A 21,747-nucleotide genomic window follows, 5' to 3' on the forward strand; every position below is an offset into this window, starting at 1 on the left:
GTGTCCAAGGCTTATACAAGCGTCTCCAACAGGCTGGTCCAATGACTCATCCCAATGTGCGATTGCACAAACTGGCCAGTAGCTCGCTGCGCATGAATAAAGGTGTCGTGGTGCTGTGCGGTCTGGCATCAGTGTTGGTTGGTCTCAGCGTCTGGGGCCTGAATCGTATGGTCGCCGAACAGCGTGATGCGGTGCGTTATCACTTCGCACGACTGATGGAGAACATTGGCGAACAAGACACTTTCCTCAGCGCTATCGCCAAGCAAAGTGCCAAGGGACTCACGCTGAATACGCAGCGGATGAGCATGTCTGTGCAAGAACCTATGCCCGAGCAAGGCAGCGGGATTTACCGGGCTCAAGAGCTGTCTTTTTCCCTGCCCTTCAGCGTCAAGATCAACCCGGCAGCGATTGAAACGGCTGAGCGCGCCAAGGTGTTCGCGTTGGGCGCGCACCTAGCCAGTTACTACAGCGCATTCTGGTCGGCCTCGCACTATCAGTCGCCCCAGGTGTTTCTACTCAACGTCCCGGACAACTTTGATATCGCCGTGCCCGCCGCCGGGCAATTACGCGGCGCCAGGCAGATCCAGGGGGTCAGCTTCCAGCAAGTACTGACGCACGTATTGCAGCGTCTGCAGGAGAAGAATCCGCAACCATTGGACAGCCGGGTTCACTGGGTTCGCTATGGTGCTGAAGTGGATAAAGACGTCGCTCCGAGGGTACTGGCTTACATCAATGTCGACCTGCCGGCAAGCCAACTGGACATTGGCGGTGCCAGTCCGTGGGTAGTCGTGGCATCGCTGTTGAACCTGAGCCAGATCAACGATATCGAGCGCATCATGAAATGGTCGATCTACGACCGCTTCAGTCTCACCGCGCCCAACGGCAATCTGTTGGTCGGCACCGAGCCGCCCGACCGGACGTTGAGCGAAGGGCTGAATGTTCGCCTCGACGGTCTGGTGTTCAAGATTTCCAATGAAGGCCCGCAACGCTGGACAGCGGTTTACGTAGTCGGCTTCAAGAGCTTTATCGATTACGCGTGGTGGCCACTGCTCGGCGTTTTGACGTTAATGATTGCCACCATTGGTGGTGGCCGGGCCTTCAACCGGTGGTACAAAACCCGCGTGGTGCTCCCCGCGCATCAAGCGCATCAGAGCATTGCCGAAAGCGAGGCATTCAGCCGCGCAGTCATCGACGCTGCGCCCACCGGGCTGTGTGTGGTGCATTGCAGTGATCATCAAGTATTGCTGGAAAACCAGCATATTCAAGAGTGGCATCAAAGCGACCGACTGATCGCGGTCCTCAACCAGAAGCGCCCGCTGACCAGCCCCGGGCAGACCGACCTCGAAATCGATGGGCGCCATCTGCACGCGGGGGTGGTAGGCGCTCGCTACCATGGCGAGGATGTCTGGATCTGCGCATTCCATGACGTGACCCGGCATATAAATGATGCCGCGGCACTGGAGCAGGCATTGCGTGCGGCCGATTCGGCGAACGAGGCGAAAACGCGCTTTCTGGCGACCATGAGTCATGAAATCCGCACGCCGTTGTACGGCGTTCTAGGCACGCTCGAACTGTTGGGCCTGACCGATCTCAAGCCGCGTCAACAGGAATACTTGCGCACCATTCATCGTTCGTCGGCCACCCTGTTTCAGCTGATCAGCGACGTACTCGATGTATCGAAAATCGAATCCGGGCAGATGACCATTGAAGCTCAGGACTTCTGCCCGCTGGAGCTTACCGAAGATACTTTGCGCGCCTACAGTGCGTGCGCCGAGGCCAAAGGCCTGCAGCTTTATGCCTGCATTGATTCGTCGGTCCCGGACCGGGTGCAAGGCGATCCGCTGCGCATCCGGCAGATTCTCAATAATCTGCTGAGCAATGCGATCAAGTTCACCGACAACGGCCGCGTGGTATTGCGACTACGGCTGCTGGATCAAAACACCGGTGGCGCCAACCTGCAATGGCAGGTCAGCGACTCCGGAATCGGCATTTCCCAAGCGCAGCAAACGCAGCTGTTCGACCCGTTCTATCAAGTGCGCGATACGTCCAGCGAAGCCGGCGCCGGCCTCGGCCTGGCGATCTGCTGGTGGCTGTGTGAACTGATGGCCGGAAAATTGAAAGTGGTCAGCGAACCCGGACTGGGCAGTAGTTTCTCTCTGCATTTGCATGTCGCTTGCGCAGAAGGCCAACTGAGCGACTGCCCTGAGTTCGCCCCTGATGCGCCGCCGATTTACGTACAGGCACCGGCGCCCGAACTGGCACAGCATGTCTGCAACTGGTTCAACCGACTGGGCCAAGAAACCCGCATCCTCGGGCCGGACGCGAAACACTTGCCCGGCTCTTCAGCGCTGCTGCTCGATGTGCTGCCGTCCTCGCAACCTGCCTGGGCCGGCCCGCGCGTCATCGCCACGACCGCGGGGGCAAACCCGGCGGAATACACCGCCGAAGGTTGGTCGGTCGATGCGCATGACATCCGGGCGATGGCTTGGGCGGTCAGTTTCGCGCAACAAGGTGCGGGTAAACGAAGCCGAACGGCGCTCACGGAGCAGGTCCGACGCCTGGATCTGAACATTCTGATTGCCGAAGACAACCCGATCAATCGGGCGATCATCAAAGAGCAACTGGAGGCGCTGGGCTGCACAGTGGTCGCCACGGCCGACGGCGAACAAGCGCTGCACCAATGGCTGCCAGGCTTGTTCGACATGGTGCTGACCGACGTCAACATGCCCGTCATGAATGGCTATGAACTGGCCAGGGCACTGCGCAGGAACGATGCTGATTTGCCGATCATCGGCGTCACAGCCAATGCCTTGCGCGATGAAGGCGAACATTGTGCGGCGGTGGGCATGAACGCTTGGCTCGTCAAGCCGTTGAACCTGCACATGCTGCGCACGCAATTGCTCAAACATTGCAAAGTCGCCGATCCATTGCTTGCCGTTGATCCCGACCAGCGTGCACCTGATGTTCCTCGCCCTGATCAGCCGCAGTTTTCGCCGAAAATGCGTGCGTTGTTCTTCAGCACCATGCAACAGGACATTGACAAGGTCACCGCCTCACTTCAAGACAACGACGCGGCTGCACTTGGTCGTCATCTGCACAGCATGGCCGGAGCTTTGGGCGCCGTGCGGGCCGACAGTTTGGCGGACGCTTGTGTCAGCCTCGAGAGTCGCCTGGATGGTCGGCCTCTTACTCCGGCTTTGGCCACCGAGATCGGCGCTATGCTGGGGCGACTGGAAGCAATGCTCGACGCGCTGGCGTAATCAGTATGCATTCAACAATAAGTCAGGGAAAGCCGAACATGGCAAAACTCAACGTCGTGATCGCCGATGATCACCCCATCGTGTTATTGGGTGTACGTGAGCTGATAGAGCGCGATGACCGCTATCGCGTCGTGGGTGAGGCTGTGTGCTCGAACGAACTGATCGAGCTGCTCAAGCGTGAATCCGTCGATCTTGTGATCACCGACTTCAACATGCCCGCTGATTCACCTTACGGAGATGGCCTGAAGCTGGTGGAATACCTGCTCAGGCATTTTGCCGATGTGAAAGTCCTGGTACTGACCATGATCTCCAGCCCGTTGATCCTGACGCGACTACATGAATTGGGCGTCGTCGGGGTCATTCAGAAAAGCCAGCTGCATGAGGAGATTCAATTGGCATTGATGGCCGTGGCGCAAGGTCGCTCGTTCAACAGCGCCAAGCCGGCGCCGACGTGCGTAAAGGAGCCCAATGTAGCGCTGGATGAAAGGATCTCTCGGCTGTCGCCCAAGGAGTTCGAAATCTTGCGCATGTTTGTCGCCGGGCAGAGCGTAACCACGATTGCCCGCAACCTTTCCCGTAGTGCAAAAACCATCAGCACGCAAAAGATTGCGGCCATGCGCAAGCTGGAGGTTTCCAGTGATCAGGATCTGCTAACGTATTGCCTGGAAAGTAACGTGTTTAACTAAGGCTGATCTGTCAGCCGAATTCTATCGAAAAAAAAAGCGTTCACCTGGATAAGCGTGAACGCCGACATCGGACTATCAGATCGCAATCAATCTATTCAAACAGTCGCTTTCTTCGCAGCGCTTTCGCAACCGAGTAAGGCGACGTCACGCCGTTGCGCCCGTTCGTACGTCTGCTCTCGCTTGAGCATCTGGTATTTGGACCCCTCCGACCAATTCCTCATTGCCTTGCTGGACAGCCAGGCGATTGTGCAGGCAAAGACGATCAACGTCATGGTGATGACCATAAAAGCGAACATGGGTTATTCCTGAGCAGAAGGTTGATAAAGAGAACGCAAGTAACGCACCAGACTGTGGCGTTGTTGATCGGTCAAGACTTCCTCCCACGGTGGCATGGCGGTGCCGGGGATGCCGTTGCGCAGGACCATTTCCAGATAGTCAGGGTTGCCTTGCTTGAGCTGAAAGTTAGCCGGGCGCGGAGCCAGGCTGCGAGCTGCCGGGCCATCGCCCTGCCCAGTTGCGCCGTGACAGCTGCTGCAGTTTTTCTCGAAGAGTGCGGTGGTCTGCACAGTGCTTTCGCCGGTAGCGGTCTCTGGCAAAGCTTGCAAGGTGTGCAGGCTCTGAACGTACACCGTCAACGCGGCGAGCGTTGAGTTGTCGAGATCGCGCCACGCCGGCATGGAACTGCCATAGCGACCATTCCACAGTGCATCTGCTATGCGCCCCGAGGTGAAGCTGGCGGCGCGCAAATCTGCCGGTCGCGGAAGAAGCGATGCGGCTCCTGGTCCGTCACCGGCCCCCGTCGCACCGTGACACGCCGTACAATTTTGCTCAAAGGCAGTTTTCCCGGCGGCCAGAGCGACTGAGTAATCTTCCGGATTGTCTGGCAGAGAGAATTGCGGCACCGCTGCGTCTAGCCGTGCTTGTGCCGAGATCGCCTGGCGCCGCGCCGCGAGCGTGGATGTGTCCATGCTGTCGGCATGTCCCGCGGCCATTGGCGAAGGCGCTGGCGCTGTTTCATCGTCGTAACCGGAGACAATCCGTGGCCGCCCCAACGCTTGTAGATAAGCCACCAGACTCACCGCATCGGCTGTGGGTTTTGCAGCATCGCCGTCAAACAACCATGGATACCCCGGCATCACCGAGTCGCCTACGACGAAGCGCGGGTTGAACAAGTGGGTAAGCTGCCAATCGTTACTGCGCACACCCGACTCGCGCGCCAGATCCGGGCCGATGCGCCGCGTACCCCACAGCTGCGGATAATCAAAACGGGTTTCCCAGGCCTGCGTTGGCGCGCCCCAACGGGCAACGTCTTCAGCAACAAAACGGACCTGTTGAGTATGGCAATAACCGCAACCCTCACGGCCATATATAGTTCTACCCCGCTCTTCCTGTGCCGTGTAATCGGCCATGTCAGCGGGTGCGCGCGCGTTAATTTCCTTTTGCAGTTCCTGACCGGGCAAGATCCCCAGCAAGTAGAACGACAACGCAAAAAAACCAATGCCGGCAACAAAAATGATCAGGTAAACGCTGTTGAAAACACGGTGTCTATTAGCCGTTTTCATGGATCAGGCTCCTGCCATTGCACTGTGGAAGCGAGGGGCTGCGACGTTGCACGAAGCCGATCGCGGCCCCGTGGTCAGCCCGAAGAAAAACAATACAAAACCTGCCAGCAGCGGTACTGCCGATATGTCTCGCAGCCACCAGTAGGCAAGTGATGCGCGAACCGAATCCATCCACGGCGCGGGGCTCGCCCAAAGGTGCGCCTGTACCAGCCCTCCGGCCGTCAACGTGAAGAACATCAGCAACAGGCCAACGGTAATCAGCCAGAAGGCCCAGTTCATGGCGGCGTCGTTGTAGCGCGCGTGCGGTATCCGCTGCCACGCATGGGCAATGCCGCCGGCAGCGATGAAGGTGGCGAAACCGAGCATCGCAAGATGCGAGTGGCCGATGACCCAATCCGAGAAATGCGTCAATCGATTGATTGGCATCAAAGCCTGGAATGCGCCTTGCAGGCTGACCAGCAGGTAGAAAATGATGCCGGTCCAAACGAACCGCAACGGCACGTCACTGGCGACTTTCGTCGCCTGCCCACGCAGCGACATCAACAGATTGAATACCACAAGGATTACGTCCATCCCCAGGTACACCGAGGCAATGATCGCCGCCTTCTGCGCATCCATCGGCACTGCCGAATAGACGTAATGGTGGGTGCCATTCAAGGGATAGAAGAAAAACAGAAACCAGAATCCGATCATCGACAGAAAATGGCTGTAGATCGGCCGCTGGGTGGTCGCCGGGATAATGTAATAGGCAATCGCCAACACGAATGGCGTGACAAACAGCCCGACCGCATCGTGAATCCACAGTCCGCTGAAGGCAGCTCCCTGCGCCCCCGGTATAAAAGCCGGGACGAAGTTGCCGACTGGATAGGCCAGCAAACTGAAGACTGCGCCGCCCACCAGGTACCAAACGGAAATATACACCCCCCCGGACTGACGCTTGAGCACAAAAGGTCCGGTGAACTGCACGCAGATCAGCAGCAAGCCGAGCACCGCGAGCAGATCGATGAGCATCGGGAACTCTGCCCATTCCAGCGACTGCACCGCGAGCCACTGGTTATCCAGGCCTAGCGAAATCAATGCCCATCCCGGCAAGAGCACACCGAAGTTCCAGAGCAGGAAAATCCCCCAGCCGAGCTTGCGGCTGTAAACCGGACGATCAGCCAGACGAGGCACCATGTGGTAGCAGAACGCGAAAAACGCGTTACCCAACCAGCCGAAGAAGATGCCTTGGGTGTGATCGAATCGCAGTCTGCCCCAAGATAATGCCGCGTGGTTACCCAGCAACTCCGGCAGGGTCAGTTTGAGCGCGACCAGCAGGCCGGCTATGGCGGACAGAAATAGCGTGATGACCGCCGCGTAACTGTGCGCCTTGATCAGGTCGTAGTCGGTGCGCGGTAGATATTCCAGCTGTCGTTGAGCAATTCCGGCCGATGCCGAATCAAGGCTTCTCATTTAATTTCTTCTCGTGCATGACTCAATATCCAGGCGGCCACGCCCAGTTGTGCATCGGGTGTCAAAGCAATGGCTAAAGGTCCCGGGGTATATCCGTCCCATCCCGGACGCGGGTGCCCAATGGCGGTATTCATCAGCGCCAAGGCATCGGCACCCATGGGATCTGCGCCAACATGTTGCTGGTAGCGCGCCACAATCGCTTGCCAGGACGGCCCTTCCAGACGTTGCTGCGCGTCATGGCAACCGGCACAACGCTGGCGAACCACCACTTTGCCGGTTTGGATCAGGGCAGACGCTCGGCCCGGGTCAAACGTCGTCCCTTGGGGCACGCCGGGCAAGTTGTCGCCACGCGGGCTAATGGTCGAACTCGCGGGCATGCGCACCACGCTCCAGGCAATAACGGTACCCAGACTCAACACGCCGACCAGCATGACCAGCGCCGCGCGTGAGATGCTCGAATGTCTGGCGTTTGTTTCAACATCACTCATGGCGCGGGCTTACCTTGCAGGAACATCAGGTAATCGAGGATCGGCTCAACCGCCGCATCGGGAATCGGCGCGCCGTATTCGTCGCGCATCTTCGCCACTTCGGCCGCCCAGGTTTTGCGGGGGTAGGTAGGCTGAATGACGACGTAGCGTGGCGAATGACAAATCACGCATTGCTGAAGAAATTCTGCACGTCCCGGCCCGTCCAGCAGGTACGGCTCGTTGTGCGGCACGGTGATGCTGTGTACCGCCTGGCCGAAATTCACATCCGGCGACTCTTGCGCGTGGAGCGTCGGACTGAGTGCGCATGCCAATAGGCACGGCAGATAATGGCGGGCCATGTCAGACCACCATTCCGCTGGTGCTCTCGATCATGCGACGCGCAAAGCCGCCACGATTCCACTGCGAGACCGGTTGCCCCTCGCCTGCGCGATTGGTCGCGCGAACTAGAAAGGTGTAACGCCCCTTCTCGCGTGGCGTCCAAAGGTAACGCCAGCGTCGCCAGGAAAAGCGCCCGATCTCAGGATCCAGTAGTGCGTCGACCCAAGTGCGGCCGTTGTCCAACGACACCTCGACGCGGGCTATGCCGTCGCCGCCGTCATTGGCCAATCCTTCGAGCATCATCGGATGATTGAGCAACAACTGCTCTTCTGGCTCGGGACGCACGAAAATCGAATGGGTAGCAAAGCGATTGATCGGAACGGTTTTCTTCGCCAGATTTCCCGGTTCTTCGTTGATTTCCGGGTTATCAGGAATGCGGTAGGCCACGTCCATCCAGATATTGCTCAAAGGCTTTTCGAGCACCTCGATGTGTGCCAGCGATTTGATCCAGTACGTCGCGTACCAGCCCGGCACCACTAGGCGTAGCGGGAAGCCGTTGAGCATAGGTAACGGCTCACCATTCATGGCGTAAGCGATCATCACGTCACCATCGACGGCATGATCGAACTTCAACGATTTGACTACTTTGGGCAGCCCTGGCATGGGCGACTCGTCCAGCCCGGAAAACGCCACTTCCACTGCCCCGGATCTGACCCCAGCAAGCGCCAGCACATCTTTGAGCCGTACGCCTGTCCATTGCGCATTACCCATCGCGCCGAATTGCCATTGGCTGCCAGGCGGTTGCGGACTGAACAAACTACGTGCGTTACCGGAGCATTGATTCATCGCCACCAACGTGACCGGATCGAAACCCTTGACCAGTTCTTCGAGAGTGAACGATTGCGGTTTGTCGACGAGGCCGTCGAGACGCAAACGGAAGGTTCGCGTATCTACTTCAGTCGGGTAACCAGACAAGTGCCAGCGCACAAAATGTGCCGAATTTGGCGTCAGATCTTGACGAAAGAAATGCAGCGGGGTTTCCAGTTGCGGCGGTCGATCGGTGATCAGAATCATCCCGGTCTTTTCCGGGTAGCGCACCTGTTCCCTCGATGCAGTCTGGCCTGCAATGGCCGAGTCCGGCGAGCCCGAAAGCGCCTGCCTGGGCAGAAGGCCAACCAAACCGGCTCCGGTTGCAAGTCCGAGCAGGCGCCTGCGGTTGATTTTCAAAAAAGTGTCGTCTGTATTCATGTTTACTCACTGTGGCCGGCAGAGTGCCCACAGGGGGGTTTGCATTTAAAATAAAATAGCGCTTACTATTAAAGCGAAACCTCCCCCCCACTAAATAGTTTAAGTTGACACTTCAGCCAGCCACCATCAGACGATTCTGAAATAACTTCGCACATGAGAAACAATATTAAACGCAACTTTTATCTTGTTTCGCGCTCACCCCGCTACGTCGATCAATAAGAATCGTCTATACCTCATTCCCGTCCCTCTCTACATTTCAACTCGTGCATCACGACACAACTTACTTCGATCATGGATATATAAATAAATGCTTTCGCAGCATTGTTGACAATTTCGACGGCCAGTCGTTAGCAGCACATCGCTAGTATCTAAGGGTACGCATTATTTCCTCGACCACCGGCTTCGTGTATTTCTCACTGGGGGTCATTCTCCGGTGGGTCGTTACTGCGGAACCATTCACCCTGATCGAATGCCTGGTAAAGCGAGAAAGCGGGCTGAGACATGTCGTTAGTCATGCCTACTTCAACCACGGCTCTGCGGTGCAACGCCGAACCTTTCGCAAATAGGGACAAGATCATTCAGCGTTAAACCGTCTGCTTCCGCTTTCACCGACAGCTCATTGAGTTCGATCTTCGGTAACACCATGATCATGAGCTTCATCCGGTTAGGTGCGAAGGTAGCGCTTGCATCACTCATAAAGCTTCCGGCCAACGGAGTGGCCGCACAGCGCTGCCACACGTCAACTCCATGCTGCAATACGGTTTCATGGTCGGTCAACTTCAGCTACAAGCGAGGTCCGCTTTGGGTTGTCGTCCTTCGCGACAGGCAAAAAACGGCCAAGAGCGGTCGCTTTTGGGGTATGTGCGGATGAGGATTTTTGAGTAACACGTTGCAGCTGCGATATCATTTTGATAGCTTGCGCCTCGGCTTGTGGGCAGATTTATGGATCGCGGATCGCGATCAGTGGGAAAAACGTCCGAAAGGATTGCCTTATGAGACTTGTCGACACTTGACGGTCCCTCCGTTTGCGTAGGAGTGCCCATAAGCCATCATCTCCTTTCAGCTCAGTGCCTAAAATGAAAAAAATCGACGCTCTGCGAGCAGTACGAACGAAGCCTGAACTTGCCCTACTTTTAGGCATTAAAGCCTCATCGCTTACATACTTACTATATGTATTAAAGCCATCGACACAGTATTCTAGTTTTGAAATCCCCAAAAAAAGCGGTGGCACTCGCACAATTCATTCGCCGTCTGAGCGACTTAAATCCTTACAGTCTTCTCTATCCATTCTTCTGCAAGACTGCATTGAAGAAATCAACAAAGACAAACCTGCGCACGCAAACAAAACGAAATTCATAACAACAAAAAAAGATAAATCTTCTGATGTTAAAAAATCGAAATTTATCGAATACACTTTTATGTCTACGCTTTCGCATGGTTTTGTACGTAAGCGCTCAATCATCACAAACGCCATGATGCACTTAAATAGAAAAAATGTCCTTAATGTGGATATAAAAGATTTTTTCGATAGTTTCAACTTTGGTCGCGTTAGAGGTTTTTTTATAACAAACAACCATTTTCGTCTTGACCCGAGTATCGCAACGGTCATCGCGCAAATCGCCTGTTATGACAATAAGCTACCGCAAGGAAGCCCGTGCTCACCGGTCATTACAAATCTAATAACTCACATTTTGGATATCCGGTTAGCGGCATTAGCACAGGCGAACTCCTGTACGTACTCGCGTTACGCTGACGATATCACCTTCTCTACTCGAGAAAAAACCTTCCCTACACAGCTCATGAGTGAAGAAGACGGGGTATACACTACCGGATACCAGTTTAAAAAGGAGATTCAACGAGCAGGTTTTGAGTTGAACGCGAAGAAGACTAGAATTCAGTATCAAAGCTCTCGTCAAGATGTCACTGGCTTGGTCGTTAACAAAAAACCCAATGTAAAAAGCGAATATTGGCGCACGGTAAAATCCCAGTGTCATCTACTTTTCAAAAGCGGTCAGTTCAATACAAAAAAAGGCGATGAAGTTCTCGAAGGCAACATATTAGAGTTGGAAGGCCGCCTGAATTTTATAGATCAAGTAGATTTCTATAATCGCTTGCGTCAAAAGCCGCACTTGAACCCAGAGTACGCCTTATCTAAACATGGGCTGAATACTCGGCAGCTTCTTAGTGGCAGGGAACGAACGTTTAGCCAATTCCTGTACTATCGCTCGTTTTACGCAAACGATAAGCCTACAATACTTTGCGAGGGAAAAACTGATAACATATATTTAAAATCAGCTATAAGCAGTCTTGTGGCTGATTATCCAAAGCTAGCCAAACCGAAATCAGCAACATCTCCATATCAACTCCTGATTTCACTTTTTAAATATAGTGAGCGGACGCGGTTTCTACTACAGCTGTATGGAGGCACCTCTTACCTTAAAGATTTTATTGAAACATTTGCAACGCACTATAATTTCTATAAGGCACCGAAGCCCAGCAACCCGGTGATCATTATACTGGATAATGATAGTGGATTTGATTCTATCAATGCTCTTCTGAGTGGCGATAAGATTCGAGCGACATGCTACCCAAGCACACCAGGTAAAAATGAGTGCCGTGGCGCTGAGTTTATTCACGCCCTCGAAAACTTGTACATTGTACTGACCCCCCGCGGAGTTCCAGACAAGCACACAGCAATCGAGGAGTTATTCAGCCAGAAGGTACGAGACGAAGTAATTTCTGGAAAAACATTCAATCATACAAATAAAGTTGATATCAAAAAAGAATACGGCAAAGAGATTTTTGCTAAAAAGGTGATTTTAGCGAATAAAAGTAGCGTGGATTTTTCTGGCTTTAGAGTTCTCCTGAATAGGATTGTGCAATGCATAGAGCATTACGACTCGATCAAATAGGGACTTTGGTAGTCCTAGCGGTTACTAATGTAATTTTCCGGGTTGACCGCTTTCGGCACAGAGTATGTTAAAGCACCAAGAAAAGTTGAAAATCGCGATTCTATGTCAGCTCTGAAAAAGTGCGTCAGCTCTCACTTGACGACCAGTATCTCTCTGCCCGTACTTGGATCACGAGAAATTTCAATGTGGCAGGGATCATCACTGCCGACTTGGGTAAATAATGAAATCACTTGATCGATACTGATGAAGTACAAGTGGCTGTCCTTGTCCCGATCAGAGCTAAAGAACGCCCCGTAAAGTCCGCCGGCTTCTGACTCGCAGGGCGCAAAAACGAAACTGTGGATGATTCGCCCACAAACGAACAGAACATCCCTAGTCTCCTTGCAGCTCTTGGATAGGTCATAAAGCTCGTCGAGCTTGTGGTTATTTCGCCACGTTACGGGCTTTAGGTTTGAATGTCTTTGAAGGAAAAGAGAAAGGCTGCGTGTTTTATCTGTAATCTTGGCGGGGGCCTCGAAAAGCTTCCTTACCGAATAGAAACCGATGAAGATGTCTCGCTCTACTTGGGTGATTTGTTCTTCGGATAGATCATTGGACGCCTTGAAACACTCGAGTCGCTCTGCCACCTCGAGCAGCGGTTGCTTCCAGTACCAACTCTCCCAGATCATCTTGCAGTCCTAACGATTAAGCTAGTGGACAGGAAAACGCCACATGGTCACGCTGAGATTACGAAATTGTTAGCATCGTGTCCATTGGCTTCTTTTGGCCGATAACAGACCGTCAAGAATGACAGCAATTGGCCGATTTCTCCCTTCCACGACCGGCTGAAACCGACCCTTTGCAGGCATTCATAACGTTTGTGCTGACCGGCTCTAGCGCGCCCCAAATGAGCGAAGTGAACGACTTGAACCGTTTATTATGTGCTCCTTATGATCTCTTTGGTTGAATATGTAATAAAACTTAATAAAGAAAAGCATTTCAGCGAATTTATTTCTGTGCCGTAGTCCAAGTGTTTTCGGTGACCATGAAGTATGCCATTTCTATTTGGGGCTTTATTTTTAGCCTGGGCGGTGGCCTTCGATATTCCTGCGTTGTGGTGATTTTTTAGCTTGAATGGCTCAAGAAAAATATTTGTGAGCATGTTTGTTTCGATCTGCCCGTTGTCGATTAGTTCTTTTATTCTCTCCTCTGTTTCATTCTTGGTAAATAGAAAACTTTTCAGTGACTCGCAGCAAATTCCGTCGGCCTGAGCAAGAAATAGCGGTATAGAAGCTATGTAGTTTCCCGACTTATGCAGATCAAAAGCGGCTTCTAATATGTGCGTGCGATTTTGGCAGAGCTCCAGTATTTTTTGTGTTATGTCTTCCCAGTTTTCATTTAAGTGCATGCTCATTAGCTCATCGATTGAGCTTGGTTCTGTTTCGGGTGTGTAAAAGAAAGTAAACCAGTTTGGATACCAGCCGTTATCTGCCATCACTGTTACATCTTCTTTCCTTGCCTCTTGCCAGCGCTGCGCGGCTTCTACCACTTTTGCGAAAGTGGTATTAACTTGCTCAAATAATGGTTGATAAGCCGTGGAGATGTGTTTAACGGCGGATTGCATGACCTCGTTGTGCCTTTGAATATACGGAGGTATGGCCATGTTTAGGTGCTTGGTTATCTGCCGTACAGGTGCTGTAATTCGATCAATTCGCTCAAGGAGATTTTCAAGATTTTTCATGTTTAAGACACATAACAGTTAGGTTAAGGGGCGGGCTTTAGCCCGTTCCGAGTGAGTGTATAGAACGACTTGAACCGCTTGTTATGCATGCTTGCTAATTGCTTGATTTCGGTATTATTTCGAAGGTGTATTCAAATTGAGAATTTATGATGCTGTCGAGGATTTCATAGTTACCGTTATCTAGCTTAATGACAGGGAGCTTGATTGAGATCGGGCCGCTTTCACTGTTATGCGCCACCTCAAAAAGCCACGCCAATGCGCCATGTTGATCTTGCTCATAGGAGGCGACAGACATTGGGATTTCGGTATGCTCGGATTCCCATTCAAAATCGCAATCCAGACCGATACGTACAAAATCATCATTGTGATAACAGTAAATGGTATCTTCGCCGACAATACTAAACGATACATTTCCCACGCCATGTTTGATGGTCGGCTGGCTAAGTAAGTCCTGATTGTTTTTAATTGAAGCCCTGCATATCTCTAATAATGAAATCATGTTTATTTTATCTAGAGACCATATTTTGTCTCCAAGCTCATATTGTAGTGATTTTAGCCCTAGCTTTGCAATTTGGCCTGGCCCAACATATGGCCTCATACTTTGAATGTGCTTGATGTTTATATATTGATACTGGAAGACGAATTTTATAAAATCCAGGGGGATTTTTTCCGGCGACAGATCCTTCAATGTGACAAGAAATATTTTTGAGCCGGATTGTCCAGCTTTCTCCTTGATGCTGGAAGCAAAGTCCTTTCTAGAAACACATATAAGATGTTGGGCTCCAACATCTTCAATTTTTCCTAGCCAGCCACGAAAGGTATTAATGTCGACTTTAGAGTTGCGATCTTGTACTTCTACAATTGTAAGTGTCTCTCTGGGAGGCGATCCATTTCTTATCACAATGTCACACTGAGCAGTGTGGCCTTGTGTTGAAGTCAACACCGGAAGAAATACGTTTTGTTCTATTCGTGCTGTAGGTGAGATAGAGCGCTCAATTATCTCTACAATCTTTTCAAGGTCATCACCTGGCTTGCTCATTCTTGCTTCTCAAAAGATTATCTGTGGGCAGTAAAGATTCAGCGCAGCAGGTCGACGCTACCGATTTGCCACTAGTTTGTCCACCGGCTGCTTTTGGCCGATTCTGTTGAAAAAGTCGGATTTTCAGATCACCTGAACTCAGGCACAGCCACCACCAGAGAACCTACTCACCACATTGAGTGGTTTCTCGGCCCTTCGTTGACCATTGTTGCTTTGTTATTGGGTTAATTTGAGGTTTTTGGCTTAGTGCAGGCGCACCTATCCCGGGGCAGGCGGCCCTTGGGATGTAAGTTTGGCCAGTCGACGCAGGTTCTGTACCGCAGCCGCCAGTGTGAACTCATCGGTCGCGCCTCTCATGCCACGTAGTCGCAAGCGATCCAATTTCAGGATGCGCTTGAGGTGGGCGAACAACATTTCGACCTTCTTACGTTCGTGGCGAGAGCGCACGTACTCCGGCGTCGCCGCGATGCGTCGAGCCACGTCACGAGCGGCTTCATGAACGCTGCGAGCGATCTTGCGAAACGACGTGTTCGGGCAGCACTTGGCTTTCATCGGACACGTCGCGCAGTCAGTCTGTCTGGATCGGAAGATGATGGTGTTGGCTTTGGTGACGTGCGAACGCTCGTTCTTGAAGGCTCGCCATTCGCTACGTAATGCATTGCCAGCCGGGCAGCAGTATTCCTCAGTCTCTTCATTCCAGCGGAAATCGTTGCTCGAAAAACTGTCGTTCTTGCGTTCGGTTTTGTCCCACACCGGCACATGTGGCTCGATGTCCTTTTCCTCCACCATCCAGGCCAGCATCGGCGCGGTACCGTAAGCGGTGTCGCCAATGAGGCGTTCCGGCTTGATGTCGAACTGCGCCTCAACGCGATCGATCATCGTCTTGGTGCTCTCGACTTCTGCGGTTCGATGAGCCGGTGTGGGTTCCACATCCATGATCACGCCGTGCTCGGTATCGATCAGATAATTCGTGGAGTAAGCGTAGAACGCTGGGCCACCTGGAGCTGCGGTCCAGCGGGCTTGAGGATCAGTCAGCGATAGACGCTTCGGTAGCGTTTCGGCCAGAGCCTCTTCATCGAGTGCCTCAAGATACTCACGCACGGCGCGGGTGCTCAGGGCCGGATCGCTCCAGTTGACCGGTTCATCACCCGGTACACCGCGCTGCCGACTCGCATCCGCTTTGATGATGCTGGCGTCCACGGCAAAGCCTTCGCCCTTGACCAGACCGGCGTCCATGCAACGACGCAGCACTTCATTGAACAGCCAGCGAAACAGATCGCTGTCCCGAAAACGGCCGTGTCGGTTTTTGGAAAAGGTCGAGTGATTGGGGACTTCATCTTCAAGGCTCAATCGGCAGAACCAGCGATACGCCAAGTTCAAATGGGCCTCTTCGCACAACCGCCGCTCTGAGCGTATGCCGTAGCAATAGCCCACGATCAACATGCGGATCATCAATTCAGGATCAATCGACGGGCGCCCAATCGGGCTATAGAAGTCGGCGAGGTGATGGCGCAAATCACTCAGATCGAGACACCGATCAATGCTGCGCAGAAGGTGATTGGCTGGGATGTGATCTTCAAGGTTGAACGAGTAAAACAGTCGCTCCTGCCCACTCGATAACTGTCCCATCATGCTGTGTGATCCCCCGCCGGCCAATGAAGCAATTTTGCCGCAGGCCAGACAGGGGAGCTACTTTTTCAACAGAATCGGCCGTTATCTGCCTGTCACGGGGGGCAAAAAACGGCCAGAAGGACCCGTTGCAGCTGCATCAACACCTTCAAACCCAAGTGCACCCAAGTCGCGTTCATGGACGAAAGCTCGACCACTTAAACTGGATTTTCTTCGGTTACGTAATCGATTCTGAAATCGCGTGCCCTCTGACCGTCATAGACTAACCTCCACCTCTGACGAACGCTCAAATGAGGGGTTGCCATGGAATTGCTAAGAGGCAGATTGGCAGTCACTCGCTCGCTCCACACGTAATAAATACGTGAAAAAAGTTAAATTAGGTAAGTGACTGATTTATGGAAGATAAAACACATGTAACTGTTATCAAGGCTCCGGAAGCAATGAGTACATCCATTTGCCCTTGCGGCAGCGGCACCTTGCTCGATGCCTGCTGCGGTCATTACCACGCCGGGCATCCGGCGCCGTGTGCCGAAGCCTTGATGCGCTCGCGCTACAGCGCCTACGTGCTGGGGCTGATCGACTATCTGGTGGCGACTACCCTGCCCGCGCAACAGGCCGGCCTGAATCGTCAGTCCATCAGCGACTGGAGCGCTCAAAGCACCTGGCTGGGCCTGGAGGTGGAAAGCTCCGAAGTCTTCGGCGGCCAGCCGGAACACGCCTTCGTGACCTTCACCGCGCGCTGGCACGATGGCAGCGGCGAACACAGCCACCGCGAGCGCTCGTCCTTCGTGCAGAACGCCGGCCACTGGTACTTCATCGATCCGACCGTGCAACTCAAGGCCGGACGCAATGACGCCTGTCCATGCGCCAGCGGGCAGAAATTCAAGAAATGTTGCGCGGGGTATTTCAACAGTTGAGGTGAGCGACCTGTAGCAGCTGCCGGAGGCTGCGTTCGGCTGCGGAGCGGTCGTGAAATCAGGCAGCGCGTTGTTTCAGTGGGATAGAGGTGACAGGAATACGACTGCTTCGCAGTCGGACGCAGCCTTCGGCAGCTGCTACAGGTTCAAGGGAGATACACGACCATGATCACCCGGCGACACGCACTTAATCTGCTCAGCCTGCTCCTGTTTCTGGGGCTCGCTGGCTGTGCGTCGTGGTTCGAGGATGACGAGCCGGACCCCGAAGTGCATCTGGTCAAGGTCGAAGTCGTGCGGGCAAAACTGCTGGAGCAGAAATTTTTGCTGCACTTTCGCATCGACAACCCCAACGACAGTGACTTGACCGTGCGCAGCCTCGAGTACCGAATTCACTTGGGTGACATCTTGCTGACCGAAGGTGAGTACGATCACTGGTTTACGGTCGGCCCCAAACACAGCGCTTACTTCAAGGTTCCGATCCGGACCAACCTGTGGCCCAAGGTGCGCGATCTGGTGAAAATGCTGAAAAAACCCGACCAACCCATTCCCTATCGTCTGGAAGGTGTACTGCAAACCGGTTTATTCATCGCGCATGACGTGCACCTTGCGCGCAATGGCGTGATAATCCCCGCCGATTTAATTCCGGAGCACACCCGATGACCCAGCAACCCCACGTCCATGGCCCTGACTGTAACCACGATCATGACCATCACGACCACCATGATCACCATGATCACGACCATGACCATGTTCACGGTCCGAACTGCGGCCACGCTCACCAGGAACCGGTGCGCAACGCCCTGAAAGACGTCGGCCGCAACGACCCTTGCCCGTGCGGCAATGGCAAGAAATTCAAGAAGTGCCACGGCGCTTGATGCTTCGGGCGAAGAATTTCTTCGCCGGTTGAATCGCCTTCGCGAGCAAGCCCACCCCCACATTGGATTTGTGTCCAACATAAACCCCTGTGGGAGCGAGCTTGCTCGCGATGACTACATCACATTCACTATCAATTTTTCAGCCAGACCGCTATCGCGAGCAAGCTCGCTCCCACAGGGTTTTCAGTCAACCTGCAGAATCTGCTCAGTGCTTAAAACCGTCGCATACTCCCCATGCAAATTCCCCAGCGACATCGCATGCACGTCCTCGGCTGAACGCGCCTTGCCAAAATAGTCCGCCTTATCGAAGGTAAAACACGCGTCCTCCGCCACCCACGCCTCAAATCCCAGATTCCCGGCCGTTCGCGCCGTGGACTCCACCGAGTTATTCGTTGCCACCCCCACAATCACCAATTGCTCAATCCCCGCCTCGCGCAAACTCGCCTCCAGCCCCGTCGCACAAAAGGCATCCGGCACCTGTTTCTGGATCAGTTGTTCGCCGGTCTTTGGCTGGAACCGCTCCTGAAATTCCACCCCCGACTGCTGTGGCCAGAACACTGAATCCGGTGAGCGAGACAGGTGCTGCACGTGAATCACCGGCCGCCCGGTTCGGCGCCAAAATGCCAACAGATCAAGAATTCGCTCCTCGGCTTGAGGATTATTCCGGCGACCGAGCCGGGGATGCAGAATGCCTTTTTGTTGATCGATGATGACGAGTGCTGCGCGGGTCTTGAGCTCCATGCCGGTTTTTTCTCCTGCGGGGTCATTGAATTTCACGCACTTCAGCATCACCTCCTCTCACAGGCAAGCCATCGAACGCAAACAGGACGACCTGATGCCCGCGGTTGCTGTCCCCACCTGGGTTCAACCACATCCAGAACCGTCCGGCGACCATCAAAGCCTATGCCTTGGCAGCCAAAATCAACCCACCAAAATCCTGAGCCTTTCCCCTCGAGCATTCCCACGCTCTGCGTGGGAATGCAGCCCAGGACGCTCCGCGTCCATCCAAAGCCGAATGCGGAGCGCCCGTTGAGGCATTCCCACGCAGAGCGTGGGAACGATCTTCGTCAGACAAATCTTGAAATAACCCCGCCCGCCGCTTGCGCGCCCTCCTCCTGCTCACTAACGTAGCGCCTTTATTGCGCCTTTACCCCCGCAGGAGCTTTGCCATGGCCTCGCCAGCCCTTACACATTTTCTTCCCCGGTTCGGCGTTGCCGCAGCAGTAGCCGGTGTCTTGAGCCTGTCCGGTTGTCAGACCTGGAACGCGCAGGACACCCTCCCGCCGACTTCCGGTGTGCAGCCGCTCAAGGGCTTGGCGCAGAACGTCTCGGTACGTCGCAATGCCATGGGCATGCCGCTTATCGAAAGCAACAGCTTCCACGACGCGTTGTTCGCCCTTGGTTACGTCCACGCCAGCGACCGCATCACGCAAATGGTCACCCTGCGCCTGTTGGCCGAAGGTCGTCTGGCAGAAATGTCCGGCGCCGACCTGTTGGACGCTGATCGCTACATGCGCGCGGTCAATCTGAAGAAAAGCGCCGGCGAGCTGTATAAAGCCTCTTCGCCGCGCCTCAAACGCTTCTTCGAAGTCTATGCGCGCGGCGTCAACGCCTACCTGTTCCGCTACCGCGACAAGCTGCCAGCCGACCTCGCGGCCACCGGCTACAAGCCTGAATACTGGAAACCGGAAGATTCGGCGCTGATTTTCTGCCTGCTGAACTTCAGCCAGTCGGCCAACCTGCCGGAAGAAATTTCCTCGTTGATGCTGGCCCAGACCGTCACCACCGACAAACTCGCGTGGCTGACGCCGTCCGCGCCCGATGAAAAACTGCCGCTGGGCGAAGCCGACAAACTGCAGGGCATCAAGCTCAACGGCGCGATTCCCGGACTGGCCGAAATCAGTAAAGCCACGGGGCAACTGTCCGACCTGAATCTGTTGGGCGCCACCTCGTCGAACAACTGGGCGATCGGCCCGCAACGCAGCCGCACGGGCAAAAGCATTTTGGCCAGTGACAGCCATGGCCCATTGGGCGTGCCGTCGCTGTTCAGCTACGTGCAGATCCGCGCGCCGAAATATCAGGCGGCGGGCGTGACCATCGCCGGTTTGCCGATGGTGCTCGGTGGTTTCAACGGCAAAGTGGCCTGGAGCATGACCACGGTCATGGGCGACAACCAGGACCTGTTCCTGGAAAAAATCAAACGCCAGGGCAACGGCCTCACCTACGAAGTCGGCGGCAAATGGCAGCCCGCCGTCGTGCGCAACGAAACCTACTTCGTCAAAGGCCAGCGGCCGATTCGTGAAGCGGTGTACGAAACCCGTCACGGTCCACTGCTCAACAGCGCCCAGGGCACCACGCTGGCCAACGGTTTCGGCCTGGCCCTGCAAATGCCGAGCTTCACCGATGACAAATCCCTGGACGCGTTTTTCGACCTGTCCCGGGCCCAAACCGTCGAGAAAGCCTCGGACGCCAGCCGCGAAATCCGCGCCATCGCCCTGAACCTGGTGTTTGCCGATGCGAGCAACATTGGCTGGCAAGTTACCGGCCGCTACCCGAACCGTCGCGAAGGCGAAGGCTTGCTGCCATCGCCGGGCTGGGAAGGTCGCTACGACTGGGACGGTTACGCCGACCCGATGCTGCACCCCTACGACCAGGACCCGGCCCAAGGCTGGCTCGGCACCGCCAACCAGCGCGTCATTCCCCATGGCTACGGCATGCAACTGTCCAATTCCTGGGCAGCGCCGGAACGTGGTGAACGTCTGGCCGAACTGGCGGGCGCTGGCAAACACGACACGCGCAGCGTGATCGCAATGCAATACGACCAGACCACCACCTTCGCCGCCAAGCTGAAGAAAATGTTTGAAGCACCGGGCATGTCCCAACCGCTCAAGCAGGCGATTGAAGCGCTGCCGGCTGCCGATCGCGGCAAGGCTCACGAGGCCTATACCCGCCTGATGGCGTTCGACGGCAAGCTCAGCACGACCTCCGCCGATGCAGCGATTTACGAATTGTTCCTCCAGGAAAGCATGAAGCAAATCTTCCTCGACGAGCTGGGTCCGGAAAGCAGCCCGACGTGGAAAGCCTTCGTGGCCAATGGCAAGTTGTCCTACGCGGCGCAGGCCGATCATCTGCTGGGGCGCGAAGACAGTCCGTTCTGGGATGACGCCCGCACACCGCAGAAAGAAGACAAACCGGCGATCCTCGCGCGCAGTCTGGCGGCAGCGATCAGCGCTGGCGACAGCCAGTTGGGTGGCGATCACAAGGCCTGGCAGTGGGGCAAACTGCACCGCTACGAATGGAAAAACGCCAATGGCCAGACTGTTCGCGGCCCGGTTGCGGCAGGCGGGGACCACACCACGCTGAACACCGCGGCGTTCGCCTGGGGTCAGGATTTCAACACCACCCTGGCACCGGCCATGCGCTTCATCGTCGACTTCGGCCAGACCGAACCGCTGATGGGCCAGAACGGCACCGGTCAGTCGGGCAACCCTGCCAGCCCTAATTATCTGAACAGCATCGATCCTTGGCTCAAAGGGCAATACATGAGCCTGCCGATGCAGCCGCAGAACTTTGACAAGGTGTACGGCAAGACTCAGTTGACCCTGACACCCGGCAAATAACCCCGATCCTGTAGCGTGAGC

19 protein-coding genes are annotated in these 21,747 nt (G+C 54.6%); 8 read left to right on the forward strand and 11 right to left on the reverse strand.

Features of this window, described 5'->3' with window-relative positions; genetic code table 11:
* Nucleotides 1–41 precede the first annotated feature (41 nt).
* The 3 genes from AB4N43_RS10635 to AB4N43_RS10645 are packed head-to-tail and all read left to right on the forward strand — an operon-like array spanning nucleotide 42 to nucleotide 4,255.
* A complete protein-coding gene (locus AB4N43_RS10635) occupies nucleotides 42–3,260 on the forward strand; it encodes a hybrid sensor histidine kinase/response regulator (protein ID WP_460153984.1) in 3,219 nt (1,072 codons plus the stop codon).
* A gap of 38 nt (nucleotides 3,261–3,298) precedes the next feature.
* Nucleotides 3,299–3,946: a response regulator gene (locus AB4N43_RS10640; RefSeq protein WP_127929393.1), complete on the forward strand. Its 648-nt coding sequence runs from the start codon at nucleotides 3,299–3,301 to the stop codon at nucleotides 3,944–3,946.
* Nucleotides 3,947–4,000: 54 nt separating this feature from the next.
* Nucleotides 4,001–4,255: a hypothetical protein gene (locus tag AB4N43_RS10645; protein ID WP_154946631.1), complete on the forward strand. Its 255-nt coding sequence runs from the start codon at nucleotides 4,001–4,003 to the stop codon at nucleotides 4,253–4,255.
* Here the strand turns inward: AB4N43_RS10645 and AB4N43_RS10650 are convergent.
* The 6 genes from AB4N43_RS10650 to AB4N43_RS10675 form a co-directional block, all read right to left on the reverse strand.
* Entirely contained in the window at nucleotides 4,246–5,508 is a 1,263-nt protein-coding gene (locus AB4N43_RS10650; RefSeq protein WP_414929071.1) for a cbb3-type cytochrome c oxidase subunit II, read from the reverse strand. The genes AB4N43_RS10645 and AB4N43_RS10650 overlap by 10 nt on opposite strands.
* Before the next feature lie 3 nt (nucleotides 5,509–5,511).
* On the reverse strand, nucleotides 5,512–6,960 hold the full coding sequence (locus AB4N43_RS10655) for a cbb3-type cytochrome c oxidase subunit I (protein ID WP_460153987.1): 1,449 nt from the start codon (nucleotides 6,958–6,960) through the stop codon (nucleotides 5,512–5,514).
* Nucleotides 6,957–7,448, reverse strand: a complete 492-nt coding sequence (locus AB4N43_RS10660) for a c-type cytochrome (protein WP_414929073.1) — start codon at nucleotides 7,446–7,448, stop codon at nucleotides 6,957–6,959. The genes AB4N43_RS10655 and AB4N43_RS10660 overlap by 4 nt, the downstream gene beginning before the upstream one ends.
* Nucleotides 7,445–7,786 carry a hypothetical protein gene (locus tag AB4N43_RS10665; protein WP_074877428.1) on the reverse strand — a complete coding sequence of 114 codons (342 nt, stop codon included), beginning with the start codon at nucleotides 7,784–7,786 and terminating at the stop codon, nucleotides 7,445–7,447. Before AB4N43_RS10665 ends, AB4N43_RS10660 begins: the two co-directional genes overlap by 4 nt.
* A 1-nt stretch (nucleotide 7,787) precedes the next feature.
* Nucleotides 7,788–9,014, reverse strand: a complete 1,227-nt coding sequence (locus AB4N43_RS10670) for a molybdopterin-dependent oxidoreductase (protein ID WP_414929074.1) — start codon at nucleotides 9,012–9,014, stop codon at nucleotides 7,788–7,790.
* Between the two features lie 522 nt (nucleotides 9,015–9,536).
* On the reverse strand, nucleotides 9,537–9,710 hold the full coding sequence (locus tag AB4N43_RS10675; RefSeq protein WP_191629274.1) for a hypothetical protein: 174 nt from the start codon (nucleotides 9,708–9,710) through the stop codon (nucleotides 9,537–9,539).
* A 380-nt stretch (nucleotides 9,711–10,090) separates the two neighbouring features.
* Here AB4N43_RS10675 and AB4N43_RS10680 point away from each other — a divergent pair, with 380 nt between their 5' ends.
* Nucleotides 10,091–11,926 (forward strand): retron Ec67 family RNA-directed DNA polymerase/endonuclease, encoded by a 1,836-nt coding sequence (locus tag AB4N43_RS10680; RefSeq protein WP_154946637.1) that lies wholly within the window; start codon nucleotides 10,091–10,093, stop codon nucleotides 11,924–11,926.
* 131 nt (nucleotides 11,927–12,057) lie between these two features.
* Here the strand turns inward: AB4N43_RS10680 and AB4N43_RS10685 are convergent, their stop codons facing one another.
* The 4 genes from AB4N43_RS10685 to AB4N43_RS10700 form a co-directional block, all read right to left on the reverse strand.
* The gene (locus tag AB4N43_RS10685; RefSeq protein ID WP_154946638.1) at nucleotides 12,058–12,594 is read right to left on the reverse strand and encodes a hypothetical protein; all 537 of its coding nucleotides are present in this window, start codon (nucleotides 12,592–12,594) and stop codon (nucleotides 12,058–12,060) included.
* Between the two features lie 248 nt (nucleotides 12,595–12,842).
* Complete coding sequence (locus AB4N43_RS10690; protein ID WP_154946639.1) at nucleotides 12,843–13,646, reverse strand: hypothetical protein; 804 nt, start codon at nucleotides 13,644–13,646, stop codon at nucleotides 12,843–12,845.
* Between the two features lie 94 nt (nucleotides 13,647–13,740).
* The gene (locus AB4N43_RS10695) at nucleotides 13,741–14,685 is read right to left on the reverse strand and encodes a hypothetical protein (protein ID WP_154946640.1); all 945 of its coding nucleotides are present in this window, start codon (nucleotides 14,683–14,685) and stop codon (nucleotides 13,741–13,743) included.
* Between the two features lie 258 nt (nucleotides 14,686–14,943).
* Nucleotides 14,944–16,317 (reverse strand): transposase, encoded by a 1,374-nt coding sequence (locus AB4N43_RS10700; protein WP_460152538.1) that lies wholly within the window; start codon nucleotides 16,315–16,317, stop codon nucleotides 14,944–14,946.
* Between the two features lie 437 nt (nucleotides 16,318–16,754).
* Between AB4N43_RS10700 and AB4N43_RS10705 the strand changes: the two genes are divergently transcribed.
* The 3 genes from AB4N43_RS10705 (at nucleotide 16,755) to AB4N43_RS10715 (ending at nucleotide 18,106) form a co-directional block, all read left to right on the forward strand.
* Nucleotides 16,755–17,231, forward strand: coding sequence for a YchJ family protein (locus tag AB4N43_RS10705; RefSeq protein ID WP_027925655.1), 477 nt, complete (start codon nucleotides 16,755–16,757; stop codon nucleotides 17,229–17,231).
* Nucleotides 17,232–17,396: 165 nt separating this feature from the next.
* On the forward strand, nucleotides 17,397–17,891 hold the full coding sequence (locus AB4N43_RS10710) for an LEA/WHy family protein (protein ID WP_460153991.1): 495 nt from the start codon (nucleotides 17,397–17,399) through the stop codon (nucleotides 17,889–17,891).
* Entirely contained in the window at nucleotides 17,888–18,106 is a 219-nt protein-coding gene (locus tag AB4N43_RS10715) for an SEC-C metal-binding domain-containing protein (RefSeq protein WP_194939912.1), read from the forward strand. Before AB4N43_RS10710 ends, AB4N43_RS10715 begins: the two co-directional genes overlap by 4 nt.
* Before the next feature lie 183 nt (nucleotides 18,107–18,289).
* Here the strand turns inward: AB4N43_RS10715 and AB4N43_RS10720 are convergent, their stop codons facing one another.
* A complete protein-coding gene (locus tag AB4N43_RS10720) occupies nucleotides 18,290–18,847 on the reverse strand; it encodes a cysteine hydrolase family protein (protein WP_027925657.1) in 558 nt (185 codons plus the stop codon).
* A gap of 428 nt (nucleotides 18,848–19,275) precedes the next feature.
* On the opposite strand from AB4N43_RS10720, the gene AB4N43_RS10725 reads away from it, so the two are divergent.
* On the forward strand, nucleotides 19,276–21,726 hold the full coding sequence (locus AB4N43_RS10725; RefSeq protein ID WP_460153993.1) for a penicillin acylase family protein: 2,451 nt from the start codon (nucleotides 19,276–19,278) through the stop codon (nucleotides 21,724–21,726).
* Nucleotides 21,727–21,747 lie beyond the last annotated feature (21 nt).

This window comes from Pseudomonas sp. S2_B07 (assembly GCF_054668435.1).

Bases quoted from the DNA above. Each gene is read 5' to 3' on its own strand.
- AB4N43_RS10635 (WP_460153984.1), top strand. From the start codon at position 42: ATGACTCATCCCAATGTGCGATTGCACAAACTGGCCAGTAGCTCGCTG.
- AB4N43_RS10640 (WP_127929393.1), top strand. From the start codon at position 3,299: ATGGCAAAACTCAACGTCGTGATCGCCGATGATCACCCCATCGTGTTA.
- AB4N43_RS10650 (WP_414929071.1), bottom strand. From the start codon at position 5,508: ATGAAAACGGCTAATAGACACCGTGTTTTCAACAGCGTTTACCTGATC.
- AB4N43_RS10655 (WP_460153987.1), bottom strand. From the start codon at position 6,960: ATGAGAAGCCTTGATTCGGCATCGGCCGGAATTGCTCAACGACAGCTG.
- AB4N43_RS10660 (WP_414929073.1), bottom strand. From the start codon at position 7,448: ATGAGTGATGTTGAAACAAACGCCAGACATTCGAGCATCTCACGCGCG.
- AB4N43_RS10665 (WP_074877428.1), bottom strand. From the start codon at position 7,786: ATGGCCCGCCATTATCTGCCGTGCCTATTGGCATGCGCACTCAGTCCG.
- AB4N43_RS10670 (WP_414929074.1), bottom strand. From the start codon at position 9,014: ATGAATACAGACGACACTTTTTTGAAAATCAACCGCAGGCGCCTGCTC.
- AB4N43_RS10675 (WP_191629274.1), bottom strand. From the start codon at position 9,710: ATGAGTGATGCAAGCGCTACCTTCGCACCTAACCGGATGAAGCTCATG.
- AB4N43_RS10680 (WP_154946637.1), top strand. From the start codon at position 10,091: ATGAAAAAAATCGACGCTCTGCGAGCAGTACGAACGAAGCCTGAACTT.
- AB4N43_RS10685 (WP_154946638.1), bottom strand. From the start codon at position 12,594: ATGATCTGGGAGAGTTGGTACTGGAAGCAACCGCTGCTCGAGGTGGCA.
- AB4N43_RS10690 (WP_154946639.1), bottom strand. From the start codon at position 13,646: ATGAAAAATCTTGAAAATCTCCTTGAGCGAATTGATCGAATTACAGCA.
- AB4N43_RS10695 (WP_154946640.1), bottom strand. From the start codon at position 14,685: ATGAGCAAGCCAGGTGATGACCTTGAAAAGATTGTAGAGATAATTGAG.
- AB4N43_RS10700 (WP_460152538.1), bottom strand. From the start codon at position 16,317: ATGATGGGACAGTTATCGAGTGGGCAGGAGCGACTGTTTTACTCGTTC.
- AB4N43_RS10705 (WP_027925655.1), top strand. From the start codon at position 16,755: ATGAGTACATCCATTTGCCCTTGCGGCAGCGGCACCTTGCTCGATGCC.
- AB4N43_RS10710 (WP_460153991.1), top strand. From the start codon at position 17,397: ATGATCACCCGGCGACACGCACTTAATCTGCTCAGCCTGCTCCTGTTT.
- AB4N43_RS10715 (WP_194939912.1), top strand. From the start codon at position 17,888: ATGACCCAGCAACCCCACGTCCATGGCCCTGACTGTAACCACGATCAT.
- AB4N43_RS10720 (WP_027925657.1), bottom strand. From the start codon at position 18,847: ATGGAGCTCAAGACCCGCGCAGCACTCGTCATCATCGATCAACAAAAA.
- AB4N43_RS10725 (WP_460153993.1), top strand. From the start codon at position 19,276: ATGGCCTCGCCAGCCCTTACACATTTTCTTCCCCGGTTCGGCGTTGCC.